19 protein-coding genes are annotated in these 23,916 nt (G+C 43.1%); 10 read left to right on the forward strand and 9 right to left on the reverse strand.

The window, feature by feature from the left end:
- The first annotated feature begins 127 nt into the window (after positions 1 to 127).
- Positions 128 to 616 (forward strand): N-acetyltransferase family protein, encoded by a 489-nt coding sequence (locus tag ACXACS_RS15240; protein ID WP_474807826.1) that lies wholly within the window; start codon positions 128 to 130, stop codon positions 614 to 616.
- Between the two features lie 207 nt (positions 617 to 823).
- On the opposite strand, the gene ACXACS_RS15245 is transcribed toward ACXACS_RS15240, so the two are convergent.
- Both ACXACS_RS15245 and ACXACS_RS15250 read right to left on the reverse strand, forming a co-directional pair.
- Positions 824 to 2,944, reverse strand: a complete 2,121-nt coding sequence (locus ACXACS_RS15245) for a TonB-dependent receptor (protein WP_474807828.1) — start codon at positions 2,942 to 2,944, stop codon at positions 824 to 826.
- A gap of 759 nt (positions 2,945 to 3,703) precedes the next feature.
- Positions 3,704 to 4,318 (reverse strand): TetR/AcrR family transcriptional regulator, encoded by a 615-nt coding sequence (locus ACXACS_RS15250; RefSeq protein ID WP_474807830.1) that lies wholly within the window; start codon positions 4,316 to 4,318, stop codon positions 3,704 to 3,706.
- 225 nt (positions 4,319 to 4,543) lie between these two features.
- On the opposite strand from ACXACS_RS15250, the gene ACXACS_RS15255 reads away from it, so the two are divergent.
- Together ACXACS_RS15255 and ACXACS_RS15260 are read left to right on the forward strand one after the other, a co-directional pair.
- Complete coding sequence (locus ACXACS_RS15255) at positions 4,544 to 5,632, forward strand: efflux RND transporter periplasmic adaptor subunit (protein WP_474807832.1); 1,089 nt, start codon at positions 4,544 to 4,546, stop codon at positions 5,630 to 5,632.
- Between the two features lie 3 nt (positions 5,633 to 5,635).
- A complete protein-coding gene (locus tag ACXACS_RS15260) occupies positions 5,636 to 8,677 on the forward strand; it encodes an efflux RND transporter permease subunit (protein WP_474807833.1) in 3,042 nt (1,013 codons plus the stop codon).
- 145 nt (positions 8,678 to 8,822) lie between these two features.
- Here ACXACS_RS15260 and ACXACS_RS15265 read toward each other — a convergent pair whose 3' ends face one another.
- From ACXACS_RS15265 to ACXACS_RS15275, 3 genes are all read right to left on the reverse strand, one after another.
- Entirely contained in the window at positions 8,823 to 9,242 is a 420-nt protein-coding gene (locus tag ACXACS_RS15265) for a CBS domain-containing protein (RefSeq protein ID WP_474807835.1), read from the reverse strand.
- A gap of 99 nt (positions 9,243 to 9,341) precedes the next feature.
- Positions 9,342 to 9,839, reverse strand: coding sequence for a M48 metallopeptidase family protein (locus ACXACS_RS15270; RefSeq protein WP_474807837.1), 498 nt, complete (start codon positions 9,837 to 9,839; stop codon positions 9,342 to 9,344).
- A gap of 187 nt (positions 9,840 to 10,026) precedes the next feature.
- A complete protein-coding gene (locus tag ACXACS_RS15275; protein ID WP_474807839.1) occupies positions 10,027 to 11,016 on the reverse strand; it encodes a zinc-dependent alcohol dehydrogenase family protein in 990 nt (329 codons plus the stop codon).
- Between the two features lie 116 nt (positions 11,017 to 11,132).
- Here ACXACS_RS15275 and ACXACS_RS15280 point away from each other — a divergent pair, with 116 nt between their 5' ends.
- From ACXACS_RS15280 to ACXACS_RS15295, 4 genes are all read left to right on the forward strand, one after another.
- Positions 11,133 to 12,047 carry a LysR family transcriptional regulator gene (locus ACXACS_RS15280; RefSeq protein WP_474807841.1) on the forward strand — a complete coding sequence of 305 codons (915 nt, stop codon included), beginning with the start codon at positions 11,133 to 11,135 and terminating at the stop codon, positions 12,045 to 12,047.
- Between the two features lie 169 nt (positions 12,048 to 12,216).
- Positions 12,217 to 13,461, forward strand: a complete 1,245-nt coding sequence (locus tag ACXACS_RS15285) for a hypothetical protein (RefSeq protein ID WP_474807843.1) — start codon at positions 12,217 to 12,219, stop codon at positions 13,459 to 13,461.
- Positions 13,462 to 13,470: 9 nt separating this feature from the next.
- Positions 13,471 to 13,914, forward strand: a complete 444-nt coding sequence (locus tag ACXACS_RS15290) for a hypothetical protein (RefSeq protein ID WP_474807844.1) — start codon at positions 13,471 to 13,473, stop codon at positions 13,912 to 13,914.
- Complete coding sequence (locus ACXACS_RS15295; RefSeq protein WP_474807846.1) at positions 13,907 to 15,511, forward strand: sensor domain-containing diguanylate cyclase; 1,605 nt, start codon at positions 13,907 to 13,909, stop codon at positions 15,509 to 15,511. The genes ACXACS_RS15290 and ACXACS_RS15295 overlap by 8 nt, the downstream gene beginning before the upstream one ends.
- Before the next feature lie 16 nt (positions 15,512 to 15,527).
- Here the strand turns inward: ACXACS_RS15295 and ACXACS_RS15300 are convergent, their stop codons facing one another.
- Positions 15,528 to 16,298 (reverse strand): CmcJ/NvfI family oxidoreductase, encoded by a 771-nt coding sequence (locus ACXACS_RS15300; RefSeq protein ID WP_474807848.1) that lies wholly within the window; start codon positions 16,296 to 16,298, stop codon positions 15,528 to 15,530.
- 299 nt (positions 16,299 to 16,597) lie between these two features.
- On the opposite strand from ACXACS_RS15300, the gene ACXACS_RS15305 reads away from it, so the two are divergent.
- Positions 16,598 to 17,554, forward strand: a complete 957-nt coding sequence (locus ACXACS_RS15305; RefSeq protein ID WP_474807850.1) for a 2OG-Fe(II) oxygenase family protein — start codon at positions 16,598 to 16,600, stop codon at positions 17,552 to 17,554.
- 104 nt (positions 17,555 to 17,658) lie between these two features.
- Here ACXACS_RS15305 and ACXACS_RS15310 read toward each other — a convergent pair whose 3' ends face one another.
- Positions 17,659 to 18,225, reverse strand: coding sequence for a cytochrome b (locus tag ACXACS_RS15310; RefSeq protein WP_474807852.1), 567 nt, complete (start codon positions 18,223 to 18,225; stop codon positions 17,659 to 17,661).
- 207 nt (positions 18,226 to 18,432) lie between these two features.
- On the reverse strand, positions 18,433 to 19,236 hold the full coding sequence (locus ACXACS_RS15315; RefSeq protein ID WP_474809300.1) for an SDR family NAD(P)-dependent oxidoreductase: 804 nt from the start codon (positions 19,234 to 19,236) through the stop codon (positions 18,433 to 18,435).
- A gap of 415 nt (positions 19,237 to 19,651) precedes the next feature.
- On the opposite strand from ACXACS_RS15315, the gene asd reads away from it, so the two are divergent.
- Complete coding sequence (asd, locus tag ACXACS_RS15320; RefSeq protein ID WP_474807854.1) at positions 19,652 to 20,776, forward strand: aspartate-semialdehyde dehydrogenase; 1,125 nt, start codon at positions 19,652 to 19,654, stop codon at positions 20,774 to 20,776.
- A 111-nt stretch (positions 20,777 to 20,887) separates the two neighbouring features.
- Here the strand turns inward: asd and ACXACS_RS15325 are convergent, their stop codons facing one another.
- Positions 20,888 to 21,247, reverse strand: coding sequence for a VOC family protein (locus ACXACS_RS15325; RefSeq protein ID WP_474807856.1), 360 nt, complete (start codon positions 21,245 to 21,247; stop codon positions 20,888 to 20,890).
- A gap of 117 nt (positions 21,248 to 21,364) precedes the next feature.
- Between ACXACS_RS15325 and ACXACS_RS15330 the strand changes: the two genes are divergently transcribed.
- A complete protein-coding gene (locus tag ACXACS_RS15330) occupies positions 21,365 to 23,893 on the forward strand; it encodes an ATP-binding protein (RefSeq protein ID WP_474807858.1) in 2,529 nt (842 codons plus the stop codon).
- Positions 23,894 to 23,916: the final 23 nt, after the last annotated feature.

Consider the following 23,916-nt stretch of genomic DNA (forward strand, 5'->3'; position numbering starts at 1 on the left):
GAATAACCGACTAGCGGATAGCACTTACTATATAGCCGTTCACTAGTTAGTGTTAGAAACGTACTTAACTTTTAAAAATGAGCCTTCGAGGCTCATTTTTTTTCAAGCCTATTGAAAGGAAAACACTATGAACAATGCAATTTCAATAAGACCAGCATCGCCTAGCGATATTTCACAAATTCGCCAGTTCATCCTGGAACTTGCCATTTATGAAAAAGCTGAGCATGAAGTAGAGGCCTCTGAAGAGGCGCTTCTAAAAACACTATTTGGCGAAGGTGCTACCGCCCACTGTGTTATTTGCGAGAATAACGATGCCCCTATTGGCTTTGCCGTTTACTTCTTTAATTATTCCACTTGGCAAGGTCGTAACGGGCTTTATCTTGAAGATCTTTATGTTTCGCCGAAATCTCGTGGCCTAGGTGCGGGTAAAGCGCTGCTGCAACTTTTAGCGAAAACAGCAGTAGAAAATGACTGCGGCCGTTTTGAGTGGAGTGTTTTAGATTGGAATAAGCCTGCTATCGACTTTTATGAATCATTAGGCGCAAAACCAAAGAGTGAATGGCTAGGCTATCGCATGGATGGACAGACACTTATCGACTTCGCAAAACAGGCTTAACGCGGACTTGCTGACTTGCTGACTTGCTGACTTGCTGACTTGCTGACTTGCTGACTTGCTGACTTAGTCAGTATGAAGGTACAACAATATTAGCTGCAAATACGCTTATAACATCAAGGGCGCTTGGAACAACTTTTCTGCAAAATAAAAAAGCCATTCGCTTTCACGAATGGCTTTTAAATTCTAAGGGTAATCTTTCAGTTTTACTTAGAAAGAACCAATCAAAGATAAACGCGCGTTGATTGGTGCGCCAACTGTAACCTGATGCGTAGAGTGTGCATTAGGGAAGTAAAGCGTATCAGTTAAGTTTTCTACGTTTAGCTGAAGACGTGTCTTGTCGCTAAGTGTGTAGTACGCCGATGCATCAACACGGGTATAGCTTGGCAGTACAGGTGACGTAGCACTTGTCGATACCTTGCTTTCGTCTTGGTATGTTGCGCCAATGCCGAAGCCAAATACTTCATTTACTTCATAAGTTGTCCATACTGACATGGTATTTTCAGGTAGTTCACGAAGCTCCACGCCACTTGCATTCTCGCCGTCTAGGTTGCTGTAGTTAGCAGTAACGTACCACTTATCAGTGATATAACCTTGAAGCTGAAGCTCAAAACCAGATACATCTGAGTCTACTTCCACGAAGCTTTCTGCATCGTTAGGGTCGTTATCAAGTGACGTTTGCTCATTTTCAAAGATAGCAGCCGTAAAGCTCATGCTTTCACTGAAGTCCCACTTAATACCAATTTCTTGGTTAGTGAACGTATCTGGATCAAGCGCATCTGCATCACCGTTAATATTCGCATACTGCTCGCCACTGCGAGGTAGGAATGACTCGCTGTAGCTTGCATAGATAGAGATATTCTCTTGCGGCTTATAAACAAGACCTGCACGTGGCGATACTTCTTCGTCTTTTCTGCTGCGTGTTTCAGCTGCTTTAACGTTAAACACCTCAATATCGAAACTATCAAAACGCGCGCCTAGCACTAGGTCGAAGTTTTCTGATAGTGCAATTTCGTCTTGCACGTAGAAAGAGTAAACGTCCAAGTCTACATGGGTGTCATCGTTTAATGTGCTATCCACGCCATTGTAGAATGTAGCAGTAACTGCATTACCGGCACTGTTCACACCGCTCAGTCCTCTAAAATTAAGAGGACGAGAAACATTAAACATCTCCTGATCGTTTCGCAGTGTACCTTCAGGATCATTTGCACCTACACGAGAATCGAATTCTGGGTTATAGCGGTCTTGATTCGACTTGGTATTAATAACCTCACCACCAAAGATAACCGTATGCTCAATGCTGCCCGTAGCGAACTCGCCTACTAAGTTTGAAGACAAGATAAGGTTTTCACGCTGCGTAGTATCTACATAACCATCAAGGGTTACCACTTCAGTGTCGGCGTCGTATGCCGCTGCGTAAAAGTTTGAGTAAACTTTGTCATAGTCACCGTAAAAGGCGTTGAAGTTACCTTTTAGGTTGTCAGAGAAACTGTGTTCAACGTTTGCACGAAATACGTCGGCACCAAGCGTTTGGTAGTTATTTTCCGGGTCGCCAAATACGATTTCTTCAAATGCTTCTACAGGTTCGCCGTTTGCCGTTGGCACACCACGGTCGATGAAGCGCTCGTGATCGATATATTCGTATGACACATCAACAATGGTATCGTCGCTAACTTCAAAGCGTGCAGTTGGGTTAAAGCCATAGCGATCGCCATAGTAGAAGTCACGATGATTATCTAAGCTTTCGTACATAGCATTGATACGAAGTGCAGATTTCTCGCCTGTATCAACGTTTGTGTCTAATTGAAGATTGTAAGCACCAAAGGTATTAGCAGAAACGTTATAGTTTACGAATTTTTCGCCCGTTTTCGCCTTTTTAGATACACGATTTAAAATACCGCCTGTACCGCCTCGGCCGAATAGCAATGCATTCGGTCCACGAAGAATTTCTACTTGTTCAACGTTGTATAGCGCACGGTAGTATTGAACGTCGTCGCGATTACCATCTAGGTAGAAGTCGGCTGTTGAACGTACGCCACGAAATACCACTGCATCACGGTGACCTTCACCTTGAGACGTATTAACACCTGGTGCGTAGTCGATAATTTGACCAACGCTTGTAATACCGCGAGCCGTAATTTCTTCAGCGGTTATAATTGACAAGCTTTGCGGCACGTCGAGGATAGGCGTAGGGCTCTTGATAGAGTTAGACTGGTTAACCGAAAGGTATTTACCTTCTACCGTCAGTCTTTCAATGTCTTCCATATCAGCAGCAAGTACAGCTGGGCTTAACATTATCGCAGTGGCAATACTCGTAAGTTTGAATTTCAAAATTACTCTCCAAGTGTTCTTCAAAGTGTCGTGTGTTTGTTGGCAACCAAGAACTTTATTATTCGGCAATACTTTTTTAAGTCGCTAGCATTTCCAAACCGCTTAACTTTTCATTCGTTTTGCAATTGCAAATAATAATAGTTGCTATTTGTGGTCGGGATAATATAGAAAAAATGTCAAAATGACGAGAGCAAATACATCAAAATTTAAAAACTCTTTATAAATTTTCTTAATATTTAGTCTAAAAAAACGCTAAACAGAACACTTTTAGAACACAAGAACTAAAAATTATCGTTTTTTGTCTCAAAATGTTTAAGAAAAAGTTAATTAGGAGAAATGTTAAAAGCCCGCTTCGTGTAGTTTACGGTTCGGCATTTTTAGCTGCTATTTGAGCTTCACTACCTTCCAGTATTTAAATCTAAGAGCAGCTGCTGTGTTACAAAAACAGGTTGTCCTTCTAACGCTTATTCAAAGTTGTTTATCTAGCCAACTAAATGACTGACATAAAATCTCTCGAGCCTGATGTACTGATGACGCCATTTAAAGGGGGCGTTGAAATAATGGGATACTGCGCACGTATAAGGATAGTGATATGACGCTTTTGAGGTACGGTCTGATTGAGTATTACGCTGTAACGGAAGTCAGTTGTACAGATATTAAAATGTGCAGGTAACAGATTGGAGACACACTCGGGTAATGTATTAAGTTCGTATTCAGAGCCCGAGCTAATTTTACTTAGTTTAAAATAGAAACTAGCCGCTATGCCGTAGCATAACGGCTTAGGATTAGCGCGACTGTATTCTTCGCTACATTCTCTTTGTCATTATCATTCAGGGTATCTTCAATTTTAAAAAGCTGAGGCCAAAAGCACTTCCCTTTTACTAAGCTATCAATTTCCTCAACAACTCGGTCTAAGTCGTCAAAGACCAGCTTGTCATCTGCTTTCGCATCTTTTAGGAAGCGATGCATCGCTGTTTCTTGGGCTTTTAGCTGTGCCACTTCATCTTTAAGCTTTTCCGGCTCGTAAAAGAAATGGCCAATAGCCACCCGCGCTAGGTCTAAATGGGATTCGCTCACTATAAACTCAATGTCTTGTAAGATAAGGTCTTCAAGCTGCTCATCTAACGGAAGCGCGCTATCGTATGTTTTATTTATATTGAGAATTGCTGATTGCCACTGCTGAGTAACCAAGTGCATGACCAACTCTTCCTTAGTAGAAAAGTGGTTATACACAGTGCGCTTTGACACGTTCGCCAATTCAGCCAGCTTATCCATACTGGTGCCGTTAACGCCAAACTCTTGGAACGCTTGTGTAGCCGCCTGAATGATGGCTTCGCGTTTTATATCACTACGCGTTCTTGTATTGCCTACCATGTTGAAAGTCTCAAAATAAATCCCCTATGCTTTGCCCGTCATTTCGCGAGCTCGCTTAGTTTGCATTTTACACCGAACAGTTTACTTTTCAATGCGACCGCACTAAAATGCACTCACCAGTTTACTTTAGGTAATAACTGCTTATTCGCTCTTGTGCTGAAGCATTTTTACTTGACGTTCTCATGTCTATACTTTATTTACCCTGACAATGGATTACACACACCTATGTCCATAATGCGATTTTCTCACATTCTACTTTTAAGCGTTTTATCGGTTTCAACCCTGACTGCATGTTCTCAAAAAGAGCCCGCTGAACAACAATCAAGCGCAACTCCTCGCTACGTGAAGCTTGCTACGGTAAGCAGCATTCCCGACTTTGACGAATTCACCTTCCCTGCCGTTGTTTCTGCGGTTAAGACTGTAGATTTAAGCTTTGAAGTGTCTGGTCGCCTTATTCAAACTGATTTGGTGACAGGTAGCGACATTGAGAAAGGAAAGTTACTGGCCACTATCGACCGTAAACCGTTTGAGCGTCGTGTTGAAGAGTCGAAGACACGTCTAGACCAAGCAAAACGTGAACTAGATAGAATTGAAAAGATGTTCGCACAAAAATTGCTAGCGCAAAGCGCTCTAGATACCGCGAAAACATCATACGAACTGGCGGTTATTGACCTAAAAAATGCCGAGCAGGACTTAAGCTACACACAACTTTATGCCCCTTTTGATGCCAAAGTGTCTCAACGTCTTGTTGAAAACAACAGCTTTGTTGCTGCAGGCACCCCCATTGCTCGCCTGCAGGATGTTTCTAAAATTTACTTTAACATTAATGTACCCGAGCGTTTGCTCACCGCTAATATTGGTCGTGGTATCAAACAGGCAAGCGCCACGTTAGCCACCAATCGCAGTCAGTGGTACCCCGTAAATTATGTAGAGCACTCAACACAGCCTGATCCTGTGTCGCAAACCTATGAAGTGGTATTTGCTATGGAGCCTCGTGAAGAACTCCCGCTTACACCCGGCGCCCGCGCTGTGGTTAAAGTAAGTTTGCAAGGAAGCATGTATCCTGAAGGCTTTGTTGTGCCAGTAAAATCCCTTGTTGGTAACAAAAGCTCAGGATTTGCGGTATGGGTATATAACGACGAAACGAGTTCGGTGACAAAAACACCTGTTGACGTAAAGCATATTGAAAATGAGCTAGCAATTATCGAGAGTAATAGCCAAAGCGAAATCACACTTGGCCAGCAAGTAGTTGCTGCTGGAGCAACACAAATGCGTGCAGACATGAAAGTGCTTCCTTACCAAGGAGAGAAGTAATTTATGGATATCGCACGCTATTCAATTGATAAGCCCGTCAACATTTGGCTAATGGTAGTCATCCTGCTTTTAGGCGGCATTTTGGCTATGAGCAAAATTGGTCGCTTGGAAGACCCTGCGTTTACCATCAAACAAGTAAAGGTATACACAAACTATCCTGGAGCCAGTGCTGAAAAAGTAGAACGTGAAGTCACTGAACGCTTGGAAATTGCCATTCAGCAAATGCCGCAGTTAAAAGAAGTGACGTCAGTTTCCTCACCGGGCCTATCTGAAATTACTGTTGAAGTTAAGAGTACTTACGACAGTAACCTCTTGCCACAGATATGGGATGAATTAAGAAAGCGCCTTCGGGACACTGCCAGTTCACTGCCCACCGGCGCACAAGACCCCATCGTGTTCGACGATTTTGGCGATGTATACGGCCTGTATTACGCGCTTAGCGCGCCGGATTTTGATACACGAGAACTTCGCGAGTTTGCCCGCATTATACGCCGCGACCTGCTTACTACAGAGGGCGTAGCTAAGGTTAATGTGACAGGCGTTCAAAAAGAACAAATTGTGGCGTATATAAACCCCTACCAACTAGCAGGCTTGGGCATTTCTTTCCCTGATCTCGCCGCCCTTTTTGAAGATAACTTACGGCCTTTTAATGGTGGTCGGATTAAAGTAGACGAGAAGAATGTACGCTTAATTGTAGAGCGCGCACCAGATAGGCTTGAAGAAATCTCAAACCTTTCTGTGGTAGTGCCGGGCACTAACCGTTCACTTAGAGTTGCCGATATTGCCACATTGAAATTAGAGCCCGCGGACATACAGCCAGTTCATGTGCGCTACAATGGCGAAGAAGCGTTAACACTTTCTGTCTCAGCCTTAACTGATGTAAATATTGTTGACGTAGGCGAGCGCGTTAACGCAAAAGTGGAGAAGCTACTCCAAGAGTTGCCTGTTGGTATTACGCTTACGCCCATATACGACCAAGCTTCGGTGGTTGATGAGTCGGTAACCGGCTTTATTAACAACCTTGTCATGTCAGTCGCTGTGGTTACTTTAACTCTGTGTTTGTTCATGGGATGGCGCTCAGGTGTGGTAGTTGGCTCAGTCCTTCTTGTTACCGTGCTAGGTACTATTCTTGTTATGTGGCTCATGGATATTCAGCTTCAGCGAATTTCGCTAGGTGCTATGGTTATCGCCATGGGTATGCTAGTAGATAACGCTATTGTGGTTGCTGAAGGTATGATGCTTCGCATGGCCACTGGCTCAACCGCTAAAGAGTCTGCCAGCTTTATTGTTAAGCGTACTCAGTGGCCGCTACTTGGCGCAACCGTTATTGGAATTGCGGCGTTTTCCGGCATAGGCCTTTCAAACGATGCCACCGGCGAGTTTCTTTACTCGTTATTTGCCGTAGTCTTAGTTTCACTAATGATCAGCTGGGTATTAGCAGTAACTTTAGTGCCTGTTCTCGGCGCGTATTTCTACCGAAAAGGTATGGGTCAGACTGCAGGCAACGAACTCTCAGCATCGCAACGCTGGTTCAAGCGCACGTTGTTAGGCGCACTTAAACTTCGTTGGGTAACTATTGGTGCATTGTTTGTTATTACTATCGTGGCTTATGGAAGCTTTGGTATGGTAAAGCAAGGTTTCTTCCCACCATCAAATGCCCCGCTATTCTTTGTACATTATTGGGGCCCACAAGACAGAGACATAAGAGCCACTGAAGTCATTGCCAAAGAAGCTGAATCACGCATTTTAGCAATGGAAAACGTGACGGCTGTAACTACCTTTATTGGCCAGGGTGCAGATCGCTTTACCCTTACTTATGCACCTAAAAGCGCTAACGAAAACTATGCTTTTTTCATGGTTCGGGCGAATGAACTGGATAACATCCCAGCCATTCAAGAGAAGCTCAGAAACAAGCTTACTGACTTAGATTTCGACGCCAATTTCTATATGGAACGCATGCAGTTTGGCCCCGGTTCTGGTGCAAAACTTGAAGCCCGTTTTTCTGGCCCAGATACCGAAGTGCTTCGTGTATTAGCGGAAAAAGCTAAGGCTTTGCTCTTTGCTGACGGAGAAGTAAAAGACGTGCGCCATAATTGGCGTGAAAAAGGCTTTGCCATCAACACGCAGTTTGATAACTACAATGCAGGTATTGCTGGCGTATCGCATAGCGACTTTAGCCAAACCATACAGTATGCAAGTAGCGGCGTTCAGCTAGGTACAGTGCAAGATGGCGACTATGCCTACAACATTATTGCAAAAATGGGTAAGGCAGAAGATACCGAACTTCAATCAATACGCGAATCGCAAGTATGGTCTACACAGCAGCGACAGTACGTGCCATTCACACAGGTGTCGCAAGGCCTAGAGCTAATGACCGAAGAAATGCGTATTCATCGCCGCGACCGTGTGCGCACCATTACCGTAGAAGCTGAACCAGGCGACGATGAAACAGCCGCAAAAGCGCTGGCTAGAATACGCCCGCTTATTGAGGACATAGAACTTCCAGCTGGATATTCCTTGGAATGGGGCGGCGAATTTGAAAGCTCTAGCGATGCACAAAAAGCGCTGGGCGCAGGCTTACCCGCAGGCTTTTTAGTCATGTTTATTATCTCGGTATTGCTCTTTGGTCATGCACGCCAGCCACTTATCATTTGGCTTGTGGTACCTATGGCAGTAGTGGGCGTAGTAACAGGCTTGTTGGGTACTGATATGCCTTTTGGCTTTATGTCGCTACTCGGCTTCTTAAGCTTGTTTGGAATGCTTATTAAGAATGCCATAGTGCTTATTGAAGAAATTGACCTTCAGATAGAAGAAGGGTTGGCCATTAGACAAGCCATTGTTGACGCTACTATCAGCCGTGTACGTCCTGTGTCATTGGCGGCAGTTACTACCATACTAGGTATGGCACCGCTGCTATTCGACGCCTTCTTTGCTGACATGGCTGTGACGATTATGGGCGGATTGGCGTTCGCCACAGTGCTTACGCTTATCGCTGTGCCCGTGCTTTATAGCTTGCTGTTTAAAGTTAGCTATCGCAAAAGCTAACAAATCATCGTTGGCCTTTCTACCGAAAAGCTTTTTTTGCTCTGGTGGAAGGGCCTCTATGCCTAAAGGTTGCAGGGCATCGTTAAATTAATACAACTAACCCAAGTCAAACAAATAGTACAAAGTAGGGCTAAATAGATCAGAGCTAGCGCTTAGCCTCCACTCTACTTTGCATAAACTTCATTACATCTCGCCACGACACCATGCCAACTGGGTGCTTATCTTTATCAATGATGGGAATGCAGGAAATTTTATGCGTATTGAAAAGCTCAATGGCCGCGAATACTGAATCAGTGGGATTTAGCGTTATCACTTCACGGGTCATAATTTGATGGGCTCGTTTATCAAGCGTTGCACGATCAAGCATACGCTCACTTAACGTGTCGACGAAAGGGCTAACCGATTTCATTAAGTCTCTATCAGATATAATGCCCTGAAGTTTATTATCGTGAACCACAACCAAATGATGAAACCCTGTTGCCGCAAATAGCTCTCTTAATGACTGCAAGCTGTCGTCCATATGCACACTGACTACACGAGTAGACATAATCTTAGCAATGCTCATCAATACTCCTTATTCACTTAACATCTTTCACTTTAACCGCTATATCGCCGTATAAGCGGCACTACAATTATAGACGTCCCGTAGGACAAGGCATAAGTACTACCCATAAGGATTCTCTCCCATCGCAACGGCTACGCAGAATAACCGCAAGTCTAGCTCAAGCTGATGGTAATCCGGCTCCATGTAGCAACAAAGTTTATAGAAAGCTTTGTTGTGGTCCTTTTCTTTAAAGTGCGCCAACTCGTGAACTACTAAAGCCTTTAATAAAGGCTCAGGTGCACGCAGCAAATCACTATTAATGGCTAAGTCGTGTTTGCGCGTTTTACCTTGCATACGGTAGGTATGCGTACCTAACGCATTGGTAACCATATCTCCCTGTTTCTTAAACGCGGCGCGCCCAAATGGGGGCGCATTTTTTAAGTACTGCTTTTTAAAATTCGTCGCGTACTGGTAAAGCAGCTTATCTGTAGTTATATCATGGGCTTTAGGATATTTTTTCAACAAGTAGCTTTTTAGCCGATTGTCCGAAATTAGCTGTAGGGCTTGTTCTACAATAGTTGAAGGGTAGCCATTAAAATACCGGGCATATTCATTCACGTTTAGTTCTCCTTTGCACAGAGAATTATAAAACATTTGAACTGTGTAGATAGCACTGACCTTTGCCAAACGGCGTTTTTAAATAAAAGATACAAATAAAAAAGCCGCAGTAAAAATTACTGCGGCGAAGGGTGTGCTAAGGGAAGCACTACGGGAAGTTTGTTTACCTAAACTTCAAAGGATAAAACTAGTCTACGGTAACGACGACTTTGCCTACTGCTTTACCGCTTGCCAAACGATCGTGAGCCTGTGCGATTTGCTCGAATGTATAGTCTTCAGCATCAATAATCGGTTTTAGTGCGCCTGCATCTACAATACTTGCCAGCTCTTTTAGAATTTCGCCATGTGCTTCACGGCCCACGTTGTGGATCATAGGCAACAACATAAACACTACGTTCAGGCTTAGCCCGCTAAAGTGAACAGGCGACAAGTCGGTTTCTAGTAAAGATAAAGTAGTCGAAACCTGACCGTTTAATTTTGCAGCAGCGAATGAGTTTTGAAGGTTATTACCGCCAACCGTGTCGAAAATCACGTCAAAGCCGTTACCATCAGTGTATTTACTTACGTAGTCTTCAACTGATTCACTACGGAAATCGATGTAGGTTGCACCTAAAGATTCAATAATTTCTTTTTGCTCATCAGAGCCACCCGTCGCAAATACTTTAGCCTTCATATGCTTGGCAAGCTGCACTGCTATATGCCCTACTCCACCAGCACCTCCGTGAATTAGTACGTTTTGGCCTTCACTGGTGAGTGCGCGAGTTAGCCCCTCAAACGCGGTAATACCTACAAGAGGAATGGCTGCCGCTTCTTTCATAGAAAGAGACGAAGGTTTGTGAGCGATAAGGCGAACATCGGCCAGCATTTTTTCTGCAAGTGAGCCTTGTAAATCGCCAAGACCACCTGCACAGCCGTAAACTTCATCACCTACTTTATAGTCTGAAACGCCTTCACCAACAGCTTCAACAGTGCCTGCGAAGTCCATACCTAACACGCCAGGTAGTTGTGGAGCAAAGGGTAAGTCGGCACCCGATTGACGAATCATCATGTCGATTGTGTTAACGCTGCTTGCTGCAATACGCACGATTACGTGGCCAGCCTTTCCAGAAGGTTCTGCAATATCGTTCTGTGTAAATTGTTCTGAACCGCCAAATTCGTTTATTACCATCGCTTTCATGATTAAGCTCCTTTAAAGCCTGTTGTTTGGGTACGGAACTAATCATAAGCACTAGAACTCCAGATGATAATTAGTGTATAAAGGCAAACAGTTTATAGATTTTATTGATAATCCAAATGAACATAGAACACCTTAAGCTTTTTGTGCGTATTGCGAGCACAGCCAATATTAGTTTGGCTGGGCGTGAACTTAATATTTCACCTGCTGTGGCGAGCGCCCATATTGGCAAACTGGAAGAAACGCTAGGTGTTCGGCTTATTCATCGAACCACCCGAAAAGTGTCGCTTACCGATGATGGAAAGCTTTTTCTGCCCCATGCGCAAGAAGTGTTAGACAGTATTGAAACTGCGCAAGCCGCTGTTGGCAGCGGCGCGCAAACACCGCAAGGTACATTACGCGTCACTGCCCCTGCTTCATTTGGTCGAATGCATTTAGTACCTGCGATCCCTGAATTTTTAGAACAATACCCACAGCTAAATATCGATTTCAGGTTCAGCGACAGTATTTTAGATGTAGTAGAAGGTGGCTTTGATGTTGCTATTCGCGATGCCGAATTAAAAGACTCTAATTTACATGCCAAAAAGCTAGCTGATGATAAACGCATTATTGTGGCGTCAAAAAACTATATTGAAAAATACGGTAAGCCAGAAACGCCAGCAGATCTCAAAAATCACAAAATAGTCAATCTTACCGGCTTAGAAGTGTGGGACTTTAAAGCCAGCCAAGGTATCACTTCAATTAAAACGCCTAATCACTTGCGTATGGACAATGGTGAAGCGGTACGCGACGCCTGTATTCAAAGCTGTGGTATCACCCTTACTGCTACCTGGTGCAGCTACCCTCACTTAGAAAGCGGCGAATTAGTTCAAATACTACAAGATTACCCGCTTGCTACCGAATGTGCACTGTGGGCAGTGTATCCTAGCAACCGGTTATTAGCTCCTAAGGTCCGCGCGTTTATTGATTTTTTAGCTGAACGCTTTAGCGGCACGCCGTATTGGGACGAAAAGTTAAACGGCGTAGTTCTTTAAGATTATCTAATTTTAAGAAAACTGGTTTTCTTACTTTTTTGGTTAGCAAAACAAAACACCAATTTTTCAGTAGCTTCTCCGTTTCTCTACTATGCTTGTACTAAAGTAAAATTGTCGAAACAATGCTTTTTCGGCAACATTTAACGCAGACGTCAAATTGGGTAATACAATGATGAAAAAGCCGTACTTGTTCTTCACGGCCATCTTCAGCCTGCTGCTAGCTAACGTTGCAGCAGCAGAACAAAGCAAACTTAAGATTAGCGGTTTTGGCACCTTAGCAACCGCTACCGCTGATACCAACAAGTATCAATTTCGAAACGACCGGGCTCAAGCCGAATTTGCTAAAAAAGATGGCTTTGCATTTAAGCCTTTAAGTCTTATTGGCGTGCAGCTCGATTACAGCCTTTCAAACAACCTCGACTTCGTAGGGCAATTTGTTTATAGAGAGCAAGATGAGCAGGACATAGACTCAATAACGCAAATGGCTTTTTTGCGCTATAACCTAACGCCTTCGTGGCAGCTTAGAGCCGGAAGACTTGCAGCCGATATATTCCATTTTAGTGATACGAGGGATGTATCTATTGCCTACCCTTGGGTGAAAGTGCCTACAGAAGTTTACGGCATTGTCCCGGCTAGAAGCCTTGATGGCGCTGATATTAGTTACTTGAAACGTTATGAAAACTTCAACTTATCAGTTAAAGGATTTTGGGGTAAAGGAGAAAGCGACTTTTCAAGTAAAGATTTCGAACCTATTACTTTTGAAAATTTACGCACGCTTGGCATTGAATTAACCGCTTTTGATTGGAGCGTAGCGTTAAAACACACACGCACCGAAGCTGATAACGATAATTTCGATATAGCACAAGTCACCTCTGCTGTAGATTTATTACAACCTTTCTGGAGCGGCGCGGCTGATTTTTCGGATTCACTGCAACTTCGCGACGCGACTATTCAGTATACCTCTCTTTATGCCAACCGTTATTTAGGCGACTGGGAGGTATCCGGTGAACTTTCGCATATTGATTCAGAATCTGTTGCATTGAGGCCCTCTTTTAACGGTTTTCTAAATATTAGTTACCTTTATGGTGCGCATACCTTTTACGGTCTATTTTCTTTTGCAGAAACCGATACCTACTTTCTTAGCGAAGAGCAGCCTGAATTTCCCATCATTCCAGCTACAGCGCAACTCGCTATGTTTGTAGAAGAGGTGGCCAGTACACTAGCCCACCGACAAAAGTCATTCTCTGTTGGCTGGCGCTGGGACCTACGAGAAAACCTAGCGTTTAAGGCACAAGTTGAACGAACCGACGTTAAAGCAAGAGGTACCGGCCTTCGTGCCCGCGATGGTTTAGTCGTTAACGATGAAGGCGGTATAGCACACACCCTATTCCTCGCCTTAAGTTTCAGCTTTTAAGGGGGGAGTATGTATTTATTAAAACCCATTCCCTTGATAACTGTTATAACACTACTAACGCTAAGCATGTTTTCTATGGCGCAAGCGCAAGAAAAAATTGTCGTTGTCACTAACCCTAACAACGAGGTGCAGGTATTGGATAAAAAAGGCTTAATCGATTTATTTATGGGTAAATACTCGGCGTTCCCAAATGGAAAAGAAGCCACACCTATTGATGTAGAACTAGATTCCGAATTGAAAAGTCAATTCTACAAATCTTTAGTTGGGCTTCCACTTGCAAGGGTAAACGCGTATTGGTCGCGACTTAAATTTTCTGGCCGTGTTAAACCTCCCGCGGTAGAGCAGACCATCGAAGATGTTAAGGTGCGGCTTGAGGAAGACGAATCGGCACTGGCCTATGTTTATGAGTCGACGGTCACCAGCAACATGAAGGTAGTGTATCGTTTTGATTAACGTACAAGGTCTAGGTTTTCGTTTTTCGCTGTTTTTAGTCGCAGCGGCAATGTTAGTGGTACTTACTACCGCTGAATTTTTTTATCGCGTGACTTATGAAAACGAAATAAACGAAGCTAACAGTGATATCGAAGAGCTTTATCAAACCGTTGGTGCAACCGCCTCCATCGCGGCTTTTTTAGAAGATGAAGACTTAGCAAAAGAAGCCATAAATGGTTTGGTTAAAACCGACAAAATTCTAGCGGCCTCTATAAAAAGCGAGGCCCTTTACTACCAAACGAATGTAACTGAAGCTATTAATAAAAGTACGGAACCTCGGGTATTTGTGGTTAGGCACCCTTTTATGCCAGAAGAATCACTTGCTGAGGTTAATGTCTACCCCAATTTCGAATACATTATTCACCAAGCAGAAAAAACCAGTACCGACAACAGCTACTCACTGTACGCTGAAGCCTTGGTGGTTGGCATAGTGGCGTTGATAATTACCTACTACATTATTATTTCCCCTATGTTACGAGTAGGCCGCTCTTTACACCAAATCACGCCTGGAACATCTCAAAGGATCCCAACGCCTAAATATCACTCGCGCAGTGAAATAGGCAAACTCGTTTACGACACTAACCAACTGCTGAACAAAGTCGAAGAGCAATTTACCCAAGAACGACAATTAAGAGAAGAAATCGAATTTCTTGAAAAACGATTTAGGATGCTGTTTGAAAACGCCAAAACTGCAACTGTTTTGATGGCTGAGAATGGCACTATAGCGCTTCGAAACGACGCGTTTAATGATTTAGTAGAGAAAACTGAGATTGGAATAAAGCAAGGCTATGGCGAACTGTTAGACGAACTATTTGAAACACCAGAAGCAATGAAAGCTGCACTTCAAGAAGCCTTTGCGCGAAACGAGTTTGCGACGGGAGAGTACAAGCTAAAAAGTAGCGCAAATGACAATGCCATTTGGGTTCAACTTATTGCTAGCCCATTATTGACAGAAGAAGGTGAACGTTACTACCAGCTTACGTTAAATGACATTTCGAGTCGTAGACAAGAGTTACAAAAGCTTGCGCTACAAGCAGATTTTGACGCTTTAACGGGTATCTACAATCGAAATGGTGGTGAAAAGCTCATAACCAAACTCATGAGAAAGGAACACCAGTTCGCGTTGGCACTAATCGACCTTAACGGTTTTAAGGCGGTAAATGATATTTACGGTCACGATGCGGGTGACGAGGTTCTCATTTTTGTTGCTGAGCAATTGAAAGAAAAAATACGCAAAAACGATGTAGCGATACGTTGGGGCGGCGATGAATTTATGTTGTTACTGCAAGCGGATGATGAAGCGTCGGTTCAGAAAGTGGTAGACAAAGTGAATGCTGGCGTTAAACAACCTTTTTATTTTAATAACGAAAGTAAGCCAACTGTAGTTTCTATGAGCGTTGGCGTTGCCTTTTACCCTCAAACAAGTCGAAATTTGCATGCACTGATTAAGCTGGCCGATATTGCTATGTATAAAGCGAAACAAAATAAAGTATCTGCGCCAGACGACTACCTTATCTTTGCTAACCAGTGCCGGCTAGATGATGAAGATATGAGTTAGCGCTCTTCACGCCACCCTAATATTTTACCAGCACCCTACTTTCAATACTCTTACGCGTTGTACTTTTAGCGCCTTCTTCGCTCATGTCTAATGCACTGTGCGCTAAGTGGGGGATCCCACTGTTATCGTAAATATTAAAAATAATACCTTCATCCACGCGCATTTTAGATTTATAGAACCAGCGATGTTGAGGGTTAGGAGCTACGCCTAAAATCTCCCCTTTGCGGTCTGGATACCAAAGCTCAATGTTTATCCAGTCTTCGACATCCATGGAGTCAGGGCAGATAAAACCTAAGGGAGAAGACATGATGGTGTTTTCAACGGGTCTCCACAGGTTTACGAAACCAAAGTGCCCTCTGTGATATTCAGCGGCTTTATCTTCTCCGACTAAATCAATAAGACGCTTGTGAATGCCTTTTTTACTGTAATCATTGTGCACGTTTCTCGCAGGTCTGCGCGACGCATTTTCATCATCTATACGTACTGTATGATCAAATACCAAGACTTCTTTCGCACCAATTTGTGTTTCAAGCATTTCCACTATTTTACGATTATATAGTGCTTCTTCATCTTCATTGAATGGGAAAGAAACCGCCTTAAGCCCTTCTAAAAAAGTAATTCCATGGGTTTTGAAACCAATATTCACGTCGCTATTTCGTATGTCGAAGACATTAACGTTGGTCGTGAAAAGTTCAGGCGATATCAAATTGCCTTCAATTCCATCTACATCAAACTCAAATGCCTGTGTAAAAGGCTTTCTTACGTGGTAATTAACTGAAGCATTCATTTTATCTCCCCCCATTGAAAAGTTGCACGCTATTCATTTTTTAAGACGAAGCGTTAAATAGGTCGAGAACTATACCTACAGCAATTTAAATGAAAAACCCCATAAATAATGAAGCAGTATTTAGTTTTTATTGATAATTTATTGGCATACTTCAATTTTCAACAAAATCTATATTCTGACTCTATAAATAACGCATTTTTAAATTTTAGAAAGTGCAATATTCTTTTGCCATCGACGCACTGTCATCAATGCAAACGAGTAACCTACGCCGATACAGTGCATTTAAACGGAGAATATTTATGACCCTTTCAAAAACGCAAACAGCAACTATAGATAACGTTGAAGCAACAAACGGAGCCTTGCAACAAGCACGCTCGTTAGTCCTTCCTAGTCGCGATGAAATGTTAAAACGAGCGCCGTCGGTTCAACGCTTTTGGGACAGCAACCGCTTATTACTAGAGAGCGCATGGCAAGAATGGGATGAGCAAAACGAGCAATTAGCTGAATGGGTAACAGAAAACTTGATAAGCGAACCGCTTCGCAATGCTGTTACGCTAGCGTGGGAAGACCCAGCTAAAGAACAAGCTGTAGCAAATTTATGGGAAGAGGTTCTGCCAGGTGTATATCAAGCACAGCTATTTGATGTTGAAAAACTTCATCTTCTGCGCGCTTATTTAGACGGTGTAGCCGATGCCGGCATACCCCTGCGCCCTCCTTACGGTATTGCGCTAAATCGCAACGGCGGCATGTTGGATGCACGTTCTGAAGGTTACTTGGCCGCACCTGCGTTCCAAACGTTTTATAACCTAATTATGGACAAGTACATGCGCCCTATTTCGCGTTTGCTATTTCCTGAAGTAATGGGATTCGATAGCCAGACGTTTGGGTTTTCAATTCAATATCAGGAAGGCATGGACACATCGCTTAGACCACACACTGACGCGTCTGCTGCGACAATGAATATCAACCTAAATGTGCCAGGGGAAACCTTTAAAGGGTCGGAAGTTGACTTCTTTAATCAGGAAACGGGCAAGGTAACACGTACAGTGTTTTCACCTGGTGTTGCTATGCTGCACAGAGGCAGTGTACCTCACGCTGCGCAGCCTATTACTGGTGGCAGCAGAACTAACATGGTGCTATGGCTTTATGGCGATAGCATGCAAATACCAAGGGGCGTTTTACCACCGTCAAAAGCTGATGCTAAATCGAGATGGACGGTTCCCAACGCGCCAAAAGATAGTTTTGCGCCTTTCTAATATACAAAAGCCGAGTTATTAGATAACTCGGCTTTCTTTTTCATCTTAGTGCTATTACTCACTCAATGGTACATCTAGATAGATGTATTTAAGTGCTTCACACTTTATTCACTAATTGTTTTACCCAGCATACGCTTTAACGTACCGTCCTTATCAATGATGTGATGCTTAAGCGCGCCAGCAATGTGTAGCGATAAAGCGACAATTACGGTGTATCCTAAATAGAAGTGAATCGCTCCGCCCAGCTTAGACAGCTCGTAATTGATAGGCAGTGTTTTTTCTGGATCTTCTACACTAAAGTTTTGGGCAAATACTTCCAACCCGAAAACGGATAAGCCGTGCCCTCCGAGTACCGAGGCCATCAAACCTGATATAGGCATCATTAATGTTGCAATAATCAGAACCCAGTGCACCACTGTGGCTAACTTGTGTTCAATGGGTTTGTAGTTAGCAGCTGCACTGGGCCAGCCGTTCTTCATACGCCATATTGCGCGGGCTAACGCGACAAATAAGATGATAAAACCAATGGCCTTGTGCCATGGATAAAGCGCGTAAACACCATTTTCTGACATGTAAATGCCGGTAGCGAGTAACCCGATAATGGTTAACCCCACCAGCCAGTGTAAAAATACGGTTGTCGTAGCAAATTTGTTGTGGCTATCGTACTGCATGCTTTCCTCACTTTTTGTCCATGTTAAGAACTACATTATTCGTCTAACGTATCTCAACATTTTATAATCCCTCACACATTGTGAGGGATTACTAATAAGGTTTAAAGCAATTTGTAGGCCTATTTTTCACAAGCAAGGTGTTTGAAGTTTTGTCTATTTAATCAGAGCGTAAAATAGAGAAGCTAATTTTACAGCGCATCAAAAACGTTAATGCGCCGCGATGATGGCGTCTAATTCGGCAATTAACATTTTAATATGAGAAGGATCATTAGCAAACGGATGTGGTGCTGCAAAGGTATTGTGGTCATTATCAAAGTAATCTCCTGCAACATCGGCAAACCGGTCAGAGAAAGCGGCATCCATAAAAATTTGTGCGCCAAGCTTCAGGTCGCCCCCAGCAATACCGTAAGCGCTTTTCACCATTTTGCTGCCCAAAAGCGACTTCGGATTTACCGATACCATTTTAGGGCCATTATTTTTGTATTTACTGCCCAAGTTCATGGTCCACATGGTAATCGCTAGCTTGCTTTGCGCGTAGGCAGCACCATCTGAGAGCTGAATTTCACCGCGTAACGCGCTCCAATTAATAGGAGCCTGTGCAGCCGATGACACATTTATCACTCTACTTTGTGCATCCATTACATCGATTAACCCTAGAGTGATCATATAAGGCGCTATGGTGTTCACCATAAATCTGGCATCTAGCCCTGCGCTTGTGACGGGGTTATCCATTGTAAATACGCCGGCATTATTTATTAATACATCTAGATGTTTATTTTTGGCTTTTACTGCAATTGCGAGCTGCCTTACATCATCGAACGAAGATAAATCGGCTTGAACAGTATCAAACGTACTTCCTGGAAATTGAGCCTCTAGCGCACCTTTTATATTCTCCAGTTTCGCGTTATTTCTACCGTGTAAAATTACGTTGTGACCTTCTTTGCCCAACATCTTTACCGTTTCTAGACCAATGCCGTCAGTGGCACCTGTTATCAATACTGTTTTCATTATTGCTCTCTACCCGTTAGTTTTCTTAAAAAATTCTGGCTCAATCTTTCTTTTAATTAATTGCCTAACATTAAAGTATCAATAATGCCTAAACTCGATAAGCGCAGGTTTCGTTAAAGCAGTTTCAAGGTAATCTATATAATAAACAGCTTACATTTCCATCGTGTTTAAAATGCTTATATCAGCGATAGATTATTTATAAAAACCATCTAGCCAGCGCGCCAAATAACACTTAGACTGCGGAGATAAAAATAAAAACGACAGGTATTGCGCCAGTGCGCTAGGCACGCGGTGTTCGACATCACTTTTATGTTTTTCCAATACACGCCAATTTATAAAAAGGCTAGAGTATTGGCCAATTGCTACAAACATAAGTGATGAAGTACTTTTCATTTTAGTAACAAGGGTTCTCAGTTTAATGTCACAACAAAAAGTAGGTTTAGTGGGCTGGCGCGGTATGGTTGGCTCAGTTTTAATGCAGCGAATGCAAGAAGAGCAAGATTTCGCGCACATTGAGCCCACCTTTTTTACCACCTCTCAAAAGGGTATTGCAGCGCCAAACTTTGCTGGCAAAGATGCAGGTGTTTTAGAAGATGCGCATGACATCGAGGCGCTATCAAAACAAGATATTATTATTACTTGTCAGGGCGGTGACTATACGAAAGCCGTTTATGATGACCTTCGTGCAACAGGCTGGAACGGCTATTGGATTGACGCAGCGTCAGCCCTTCGCATGAAAGATGATGCGGTTATTGTACTAGACCCAGTGAACCGTAAAGAAATTGATAGTGGCATTGAAAAAGGTATTCGCACCTACGTGGGTGGAAACTGTACCGTTTCCCTTATGCTGCTTGCGCTAGGAGGTCTATTTGAAAAAGACCTTGTTGAGTGGGCATCGCCAATGACTTACCAAGCGGCTTCAGGCTCAGGCGCTAAGCATATGCGTGAACTTATTAGCCAAATGGGCGCTATTCACAGCAATGTAAAAGATAAAGTAGCAGATCCTGCTACCGCAATTTTAGATATCGATCAGCAAGTGTCCGAGTTTATTCGAAGCGCAGACTACCCTAGTGAACAGTTTGGTGTACCGCTAGCGGGTAGCTTAATACCTTATATTGATTCGCAACTACCTTCAGGTCAAAGCCGCGAAGAGTGGAAAGCCCAAGCCGAAGCAAACAAAATTCTAGGCATAAAAGGCAGCGAAGTACCTATCGACGGTATTTGCGTACGCGTAGGTGCCATGCGCTGTCACAGCCAAGCGATTACGCTTAAATTGAAGAAAGATCTGCCGGTTAGCGAGATTGAAGAAATCTTAGCAAAACACAATGACTGGGTAAAAGTCGTGCCTGATGATCGTGAAGTGACTATGCAGGAACTCACGCCAGCCAAGGTAACTGGTACGCTATCTATTCCAGTAGGTCGTATCCGCAAGCTTAACATGGGCCCTGAGTATATCTCAGCGTTCACCGTTGGCGATCAGCTTTTATGGGGCGCTGCAGAGCCGCTTCGCAGAATGCTGCGTATTGTGCTTGAGCAAAACTAAAACTTAATTTTACTCAGTAAAACCTAAAACGCCTTACCATTAACTGGTAAGGCGTTTTTTATTTCTAGTATTCCTCGTAATGTACGTAAAACATTAGAAAAGAGTATGATACTAGTTAGCCGACTCAGACCAAACAGCAAGTTCATTGCCGCCAGGCTCTACAAAATGAAAACGGCACCCACCGGGAAAATCAAATAATGGTTTGGTAATTGTTCCGCCCGCGCTTTCTACATTACGTTGTGCTTTAGCAATGTTACTAGCATAAAGTACTAACAAGGGCGCGCCGCTCTCTGCTTTTGAAACCCGTTCCGCTGCAAAGATGCCGCCATCTAACCCTGAATTTCTAAAGGCACTATACTCACTACCGTAGTCAGTAAAGCTCCAGTTAAACGCAGATTCAAAAAACGTTTTAGATGCGTTTAAGTTTAATGACCCAAACTCTACGTAGTTGAGTTTAATACTCTCATTCATTTTCTCTTCTCCTTGAAATGTTGTCGTACCTTCGAATAGTTTAGACTTATTGACTAAGTTATAAACTACCTTAATCGTTTAATATTGAGGCTGCATTCGCATGGGAGGCGCCTGACTTTGACCCGTTTTTTTTGTTCTACATTATTATTTGTGTTTGCAATAAGTTTTGCTGCGTTTCATGTTCACGCTTCGATAGCTGACCGGGTTAACGAAATCAGTCGGCAAGTAGAAACTGTCTCGCCCACGCCAATAGGCGCTGCAATTGATGAGTTAGAAACGCTTTTGCTATCGGATACATTGATAGTAGACGAAAAAAGAACGGTCGCCGCTTTATACGCTCGCTACCAATTGTTAATCCATCAGCGACCGAATGACAATATTTTACGCGAATTAAAAGAGCTAGAAGATAAATCCAGAGATGGCCTCATTATCGCAGCAGGAATAGCGAGAATGTATGGCATAAGTGCAGACTACACAGAAGCTTACAAACGTTTTGACGCGTTAATTTCTACGCCATCCCTTCCCGCTGATGTCAAAGCCTATGCCCTAATCTACCAAATTCTTACTTATAGTGAGGGGCAGGTTTTCGCTCCTAATGCAGAGCTTATTAATACGGTTAATGATTTGCTGATCACTCATGAACTTTCTTACCTCAGGCCTCTCTACGATTCTATCGTGGCAGATTACTATCAGTCGGTAAGGGCTTACGAGCTTGCATTGCGCTTTTATGAAAAGTCACTAGCTGGCGCCCAAGCAGCCAATCAACGGATTTTAGAAAGCGACAACCTTTATGCCATTGGTATTTTATATCGAAATTTAGGTGATTATGATAACGCCATTGGCTACTTCGAACGCGCCGTTGAACACGATAGAAAAATTGATATTAACTATTCAGAATTTCTAGCAACCTACGGGATAGCAACCACTTACTATCGTGCTGGAGAATTAAAAGCTGCAATAGCACTATCTGAAAAAGTACTAGCCCATCCCCTTTCTTCATCTTTTTACAATAGTGAAATTTATCGCTTGAAAGCAGAAGCACACCTTACTTTAGGCGAGTTAGATGAGGCCTATCGGTCGCTAGCGCTTGCACGCGAGCTTTATGATGAAAATCGGGAGGATGAACAAACGACATGGCGTGCCCAGTTAGACAAAACTGCGGCTTATATCACCGCAGCAAAAGGTGATTATAAATTAGCGTTCGAACAGTTTGAGGTGTTTCACGAAGCATATTTACAAGCGAAAAAGTACGAAGATTTAGAACTAATTGAAAGCGCTAACTTGGTTCAACAAATTACCCAAGAAAAAGAGAGAGCGAACTTACTTGAGAATGAGAACAAAGCTTTTGAAGAAGCGTTAAAGTTGAAAAACGAAGCGCAACAGACACAAGAGTTATTCTCAATGCTACTTTCTGTATTGGTCGCATTAACGATGGTTACTATAGTAATCATTTTAATTCTGCTAAAAAAATCAAGACAGGCGAATGCACTGTACTCAACGGCAAAAGACAAAGCCGAACTACACAGCCGTATTAAGTCAGAGTTTATATCAAATATTAGCCATGAGATCCGCACGCCCTTGAATGCCATAATTGGCTTTGGTCAAACCGTAGCTAAACGTTCATCTGATTTAGAAACGAAAGATTTAACAAAGAAAATCGTCACTGCGTCGGAAATGCTTCTGCAACTTATCAATGACCTATTGGACTTTTCGAAAATAGAAGCCGGCAAACTAACGTTAGCTATCGGGCCGCATCACGTAAAATCGAGTATAAGTACATTAATCGACATTTTTTCTGACCAAGCTCAGCGCAAAGACCTGAGCCTAGTGCTAAATGTTGATGAAAACCTCAAAGATGAACTGATGTTCGATGAACTCAGATTTAAGCAAATTATGGCTAATTTGATCAGCAACGCCATCAAGTTTTCTAAAGAAGGCATAGTCCAAATAGGTGTTCGCGTTACTGAAGCTTGCGATAGTCATTACACCCTTCATTGCTGGGTTAAAGATACCGGTATTGGCATCTCTAAAGAAAACCAGGCAAAGCTGTTTACGCCTTTTACGCAAGCGGAAAGTTCTATCGCGCGAAAATACGGCGGTACAGGATTGGGGCTTAATATTACCAACAACCTGCTTAAATTAATGGGCTCTTCTTTAACCGTTGAAAGCGAACTTGGCAAGGGAACCACATTTTCATTTGACGTAAGCTTTGCTATAGCTGCTGACACAGACAGTATGTCTCCTGCAGCTAACGAAGAAGATTCTCACTATTTATTGGCTGGAAAGCGGGTGTTATTAGCCGAGGACAATGATATTAATGTAGAGGTAATGAAGGCGTTATTGGAAGAGTTTAAATTGGATCTGCATTATGCGTCTAACGGACAAGAGGCCATTGATGCAATGGCAAAACAAGAATTCGACTTAGTTCTTATGGATGTCCAGATGCCGCAGGTGGACGGCATAAGCGCGACACGACACATCCGCCAAATCCTTAAGAAAAATACGCCGATCGTGGCGTTGACTGCAAATGCAATGCAGCAAGATATCGACGAATGCCTAGCCGCAGGCATGAATGCTCACGTTGGTAAACCGGTTGATAAAGTGCACTTGGTGAATACACTTCAAAAATTCCTTTTTCACAATTAATCGCTATTAATTTTGCTGCACAA

Source organism: Alteromonas sp. AWM4_230 (genome assembly GCF_056158305.1).

Excerpts from the sequence above, each read along its gene's own strand:
- ACXACS_RS15290 (WP_474807844.1), top strand. The coding sequence starts at position 13,471 with ATGTATTTATTAAAACCCATTCCCTTGATAACTGTTATAACACTACTA.
- ACXACS_RS15280 (WP_474807841.1), top strand. The coding sequence starts at position 11,133 with ATGAACATAGAACACCTTAAGCTTTTTGTGCGTATTGCGAGCACAGCC.
- ACXACS_RS15240 (WP_474807826.1), top strand. The coding sequence starts at position 128 with ATGAACAATGCAATTTCAATAAGACCAGCATCGCCTAGCGATATTTCA.
- ACXACS_RS15285 (WP_474807843.1), top strand. The coding sequence starts at position 12,217 with ATGATGAAAAAGCCGTACTTGTTCTTCACGGCCATCTTCAGCCTGCTG.
- asd (WP_474807854.1), top strand. The coding sequence starts at position 19,652 with ATGTCACAACAAAAAGTAGGTTTAGTGGGCTGGCGCGGTATGGTTGGC.
- ACXACS_RS15325 (WP_474807856.1), bottom strand. The coding sequence starts at position 21,247 with ATGAATGAGAGTATTAAACTCAACTACGTAGAGTTTGGGTCATTAAAC.
- ACXACS_RS15305 (WP_474807850.1), top strand. The coding sequence starts at position 16,598 with ATGACCCTTTCAAAAACGCAAACAGCAACTATAGATAACGTTGAAGCA.
- ACXACS_RS15300 (WP_474807848.1), bottom strand. The coding sequence starts at position 16,298 with ATGAATGCTTCAGTTAATTACCACGTAAGAAAGCCTTTTACACAGGCA.
- ACXACS_RS15250 (WP_474807830.1), bottom strand. The coding sequence starts at position 4,318 with ATGGTAGGCAATACAAGAACGCGTAGTGATATAAAACGCGAAGCCATC.
- ACXACS_RS15255 (WP_474807832.1), top strand. The coding sequence starts at position 4,544 with ATGTCCATAATGCGATTTTCTCACATTCTACTTTTAAGCGTTTTATCG.
- ACXACS_RS15260 (WP_474807833.1), top strand. The coding sequence starts at position 5,636 with ATGGATATCGCACGCTATTCAATTGATAAGCCCGTCAACATTTGGCTA.
- ACXACS_RS15310 (WP_474807852.1), bottom strand. The coding sequence starts at position 18,225 with ATGCAGTACGATAGCCACAACAAATTTGCTACGACAACCGTATTTTTA.
- ACXACS_RS15265 (WP_474807835.1), bottom strand. The coding sequence starts at position 9,242 with ATGAGCATTGCTAAGATTATGTCTACTCGTGTAGTCAGTGTGCATATG.
- ACXACS_RS15275 (WP_474807839.1), bottom strand. The coding sequence starts at position 11,016 with ATGAAAGCGATGGTAATAAACGAATTTGGCGGTTCAGAACAATTTACA.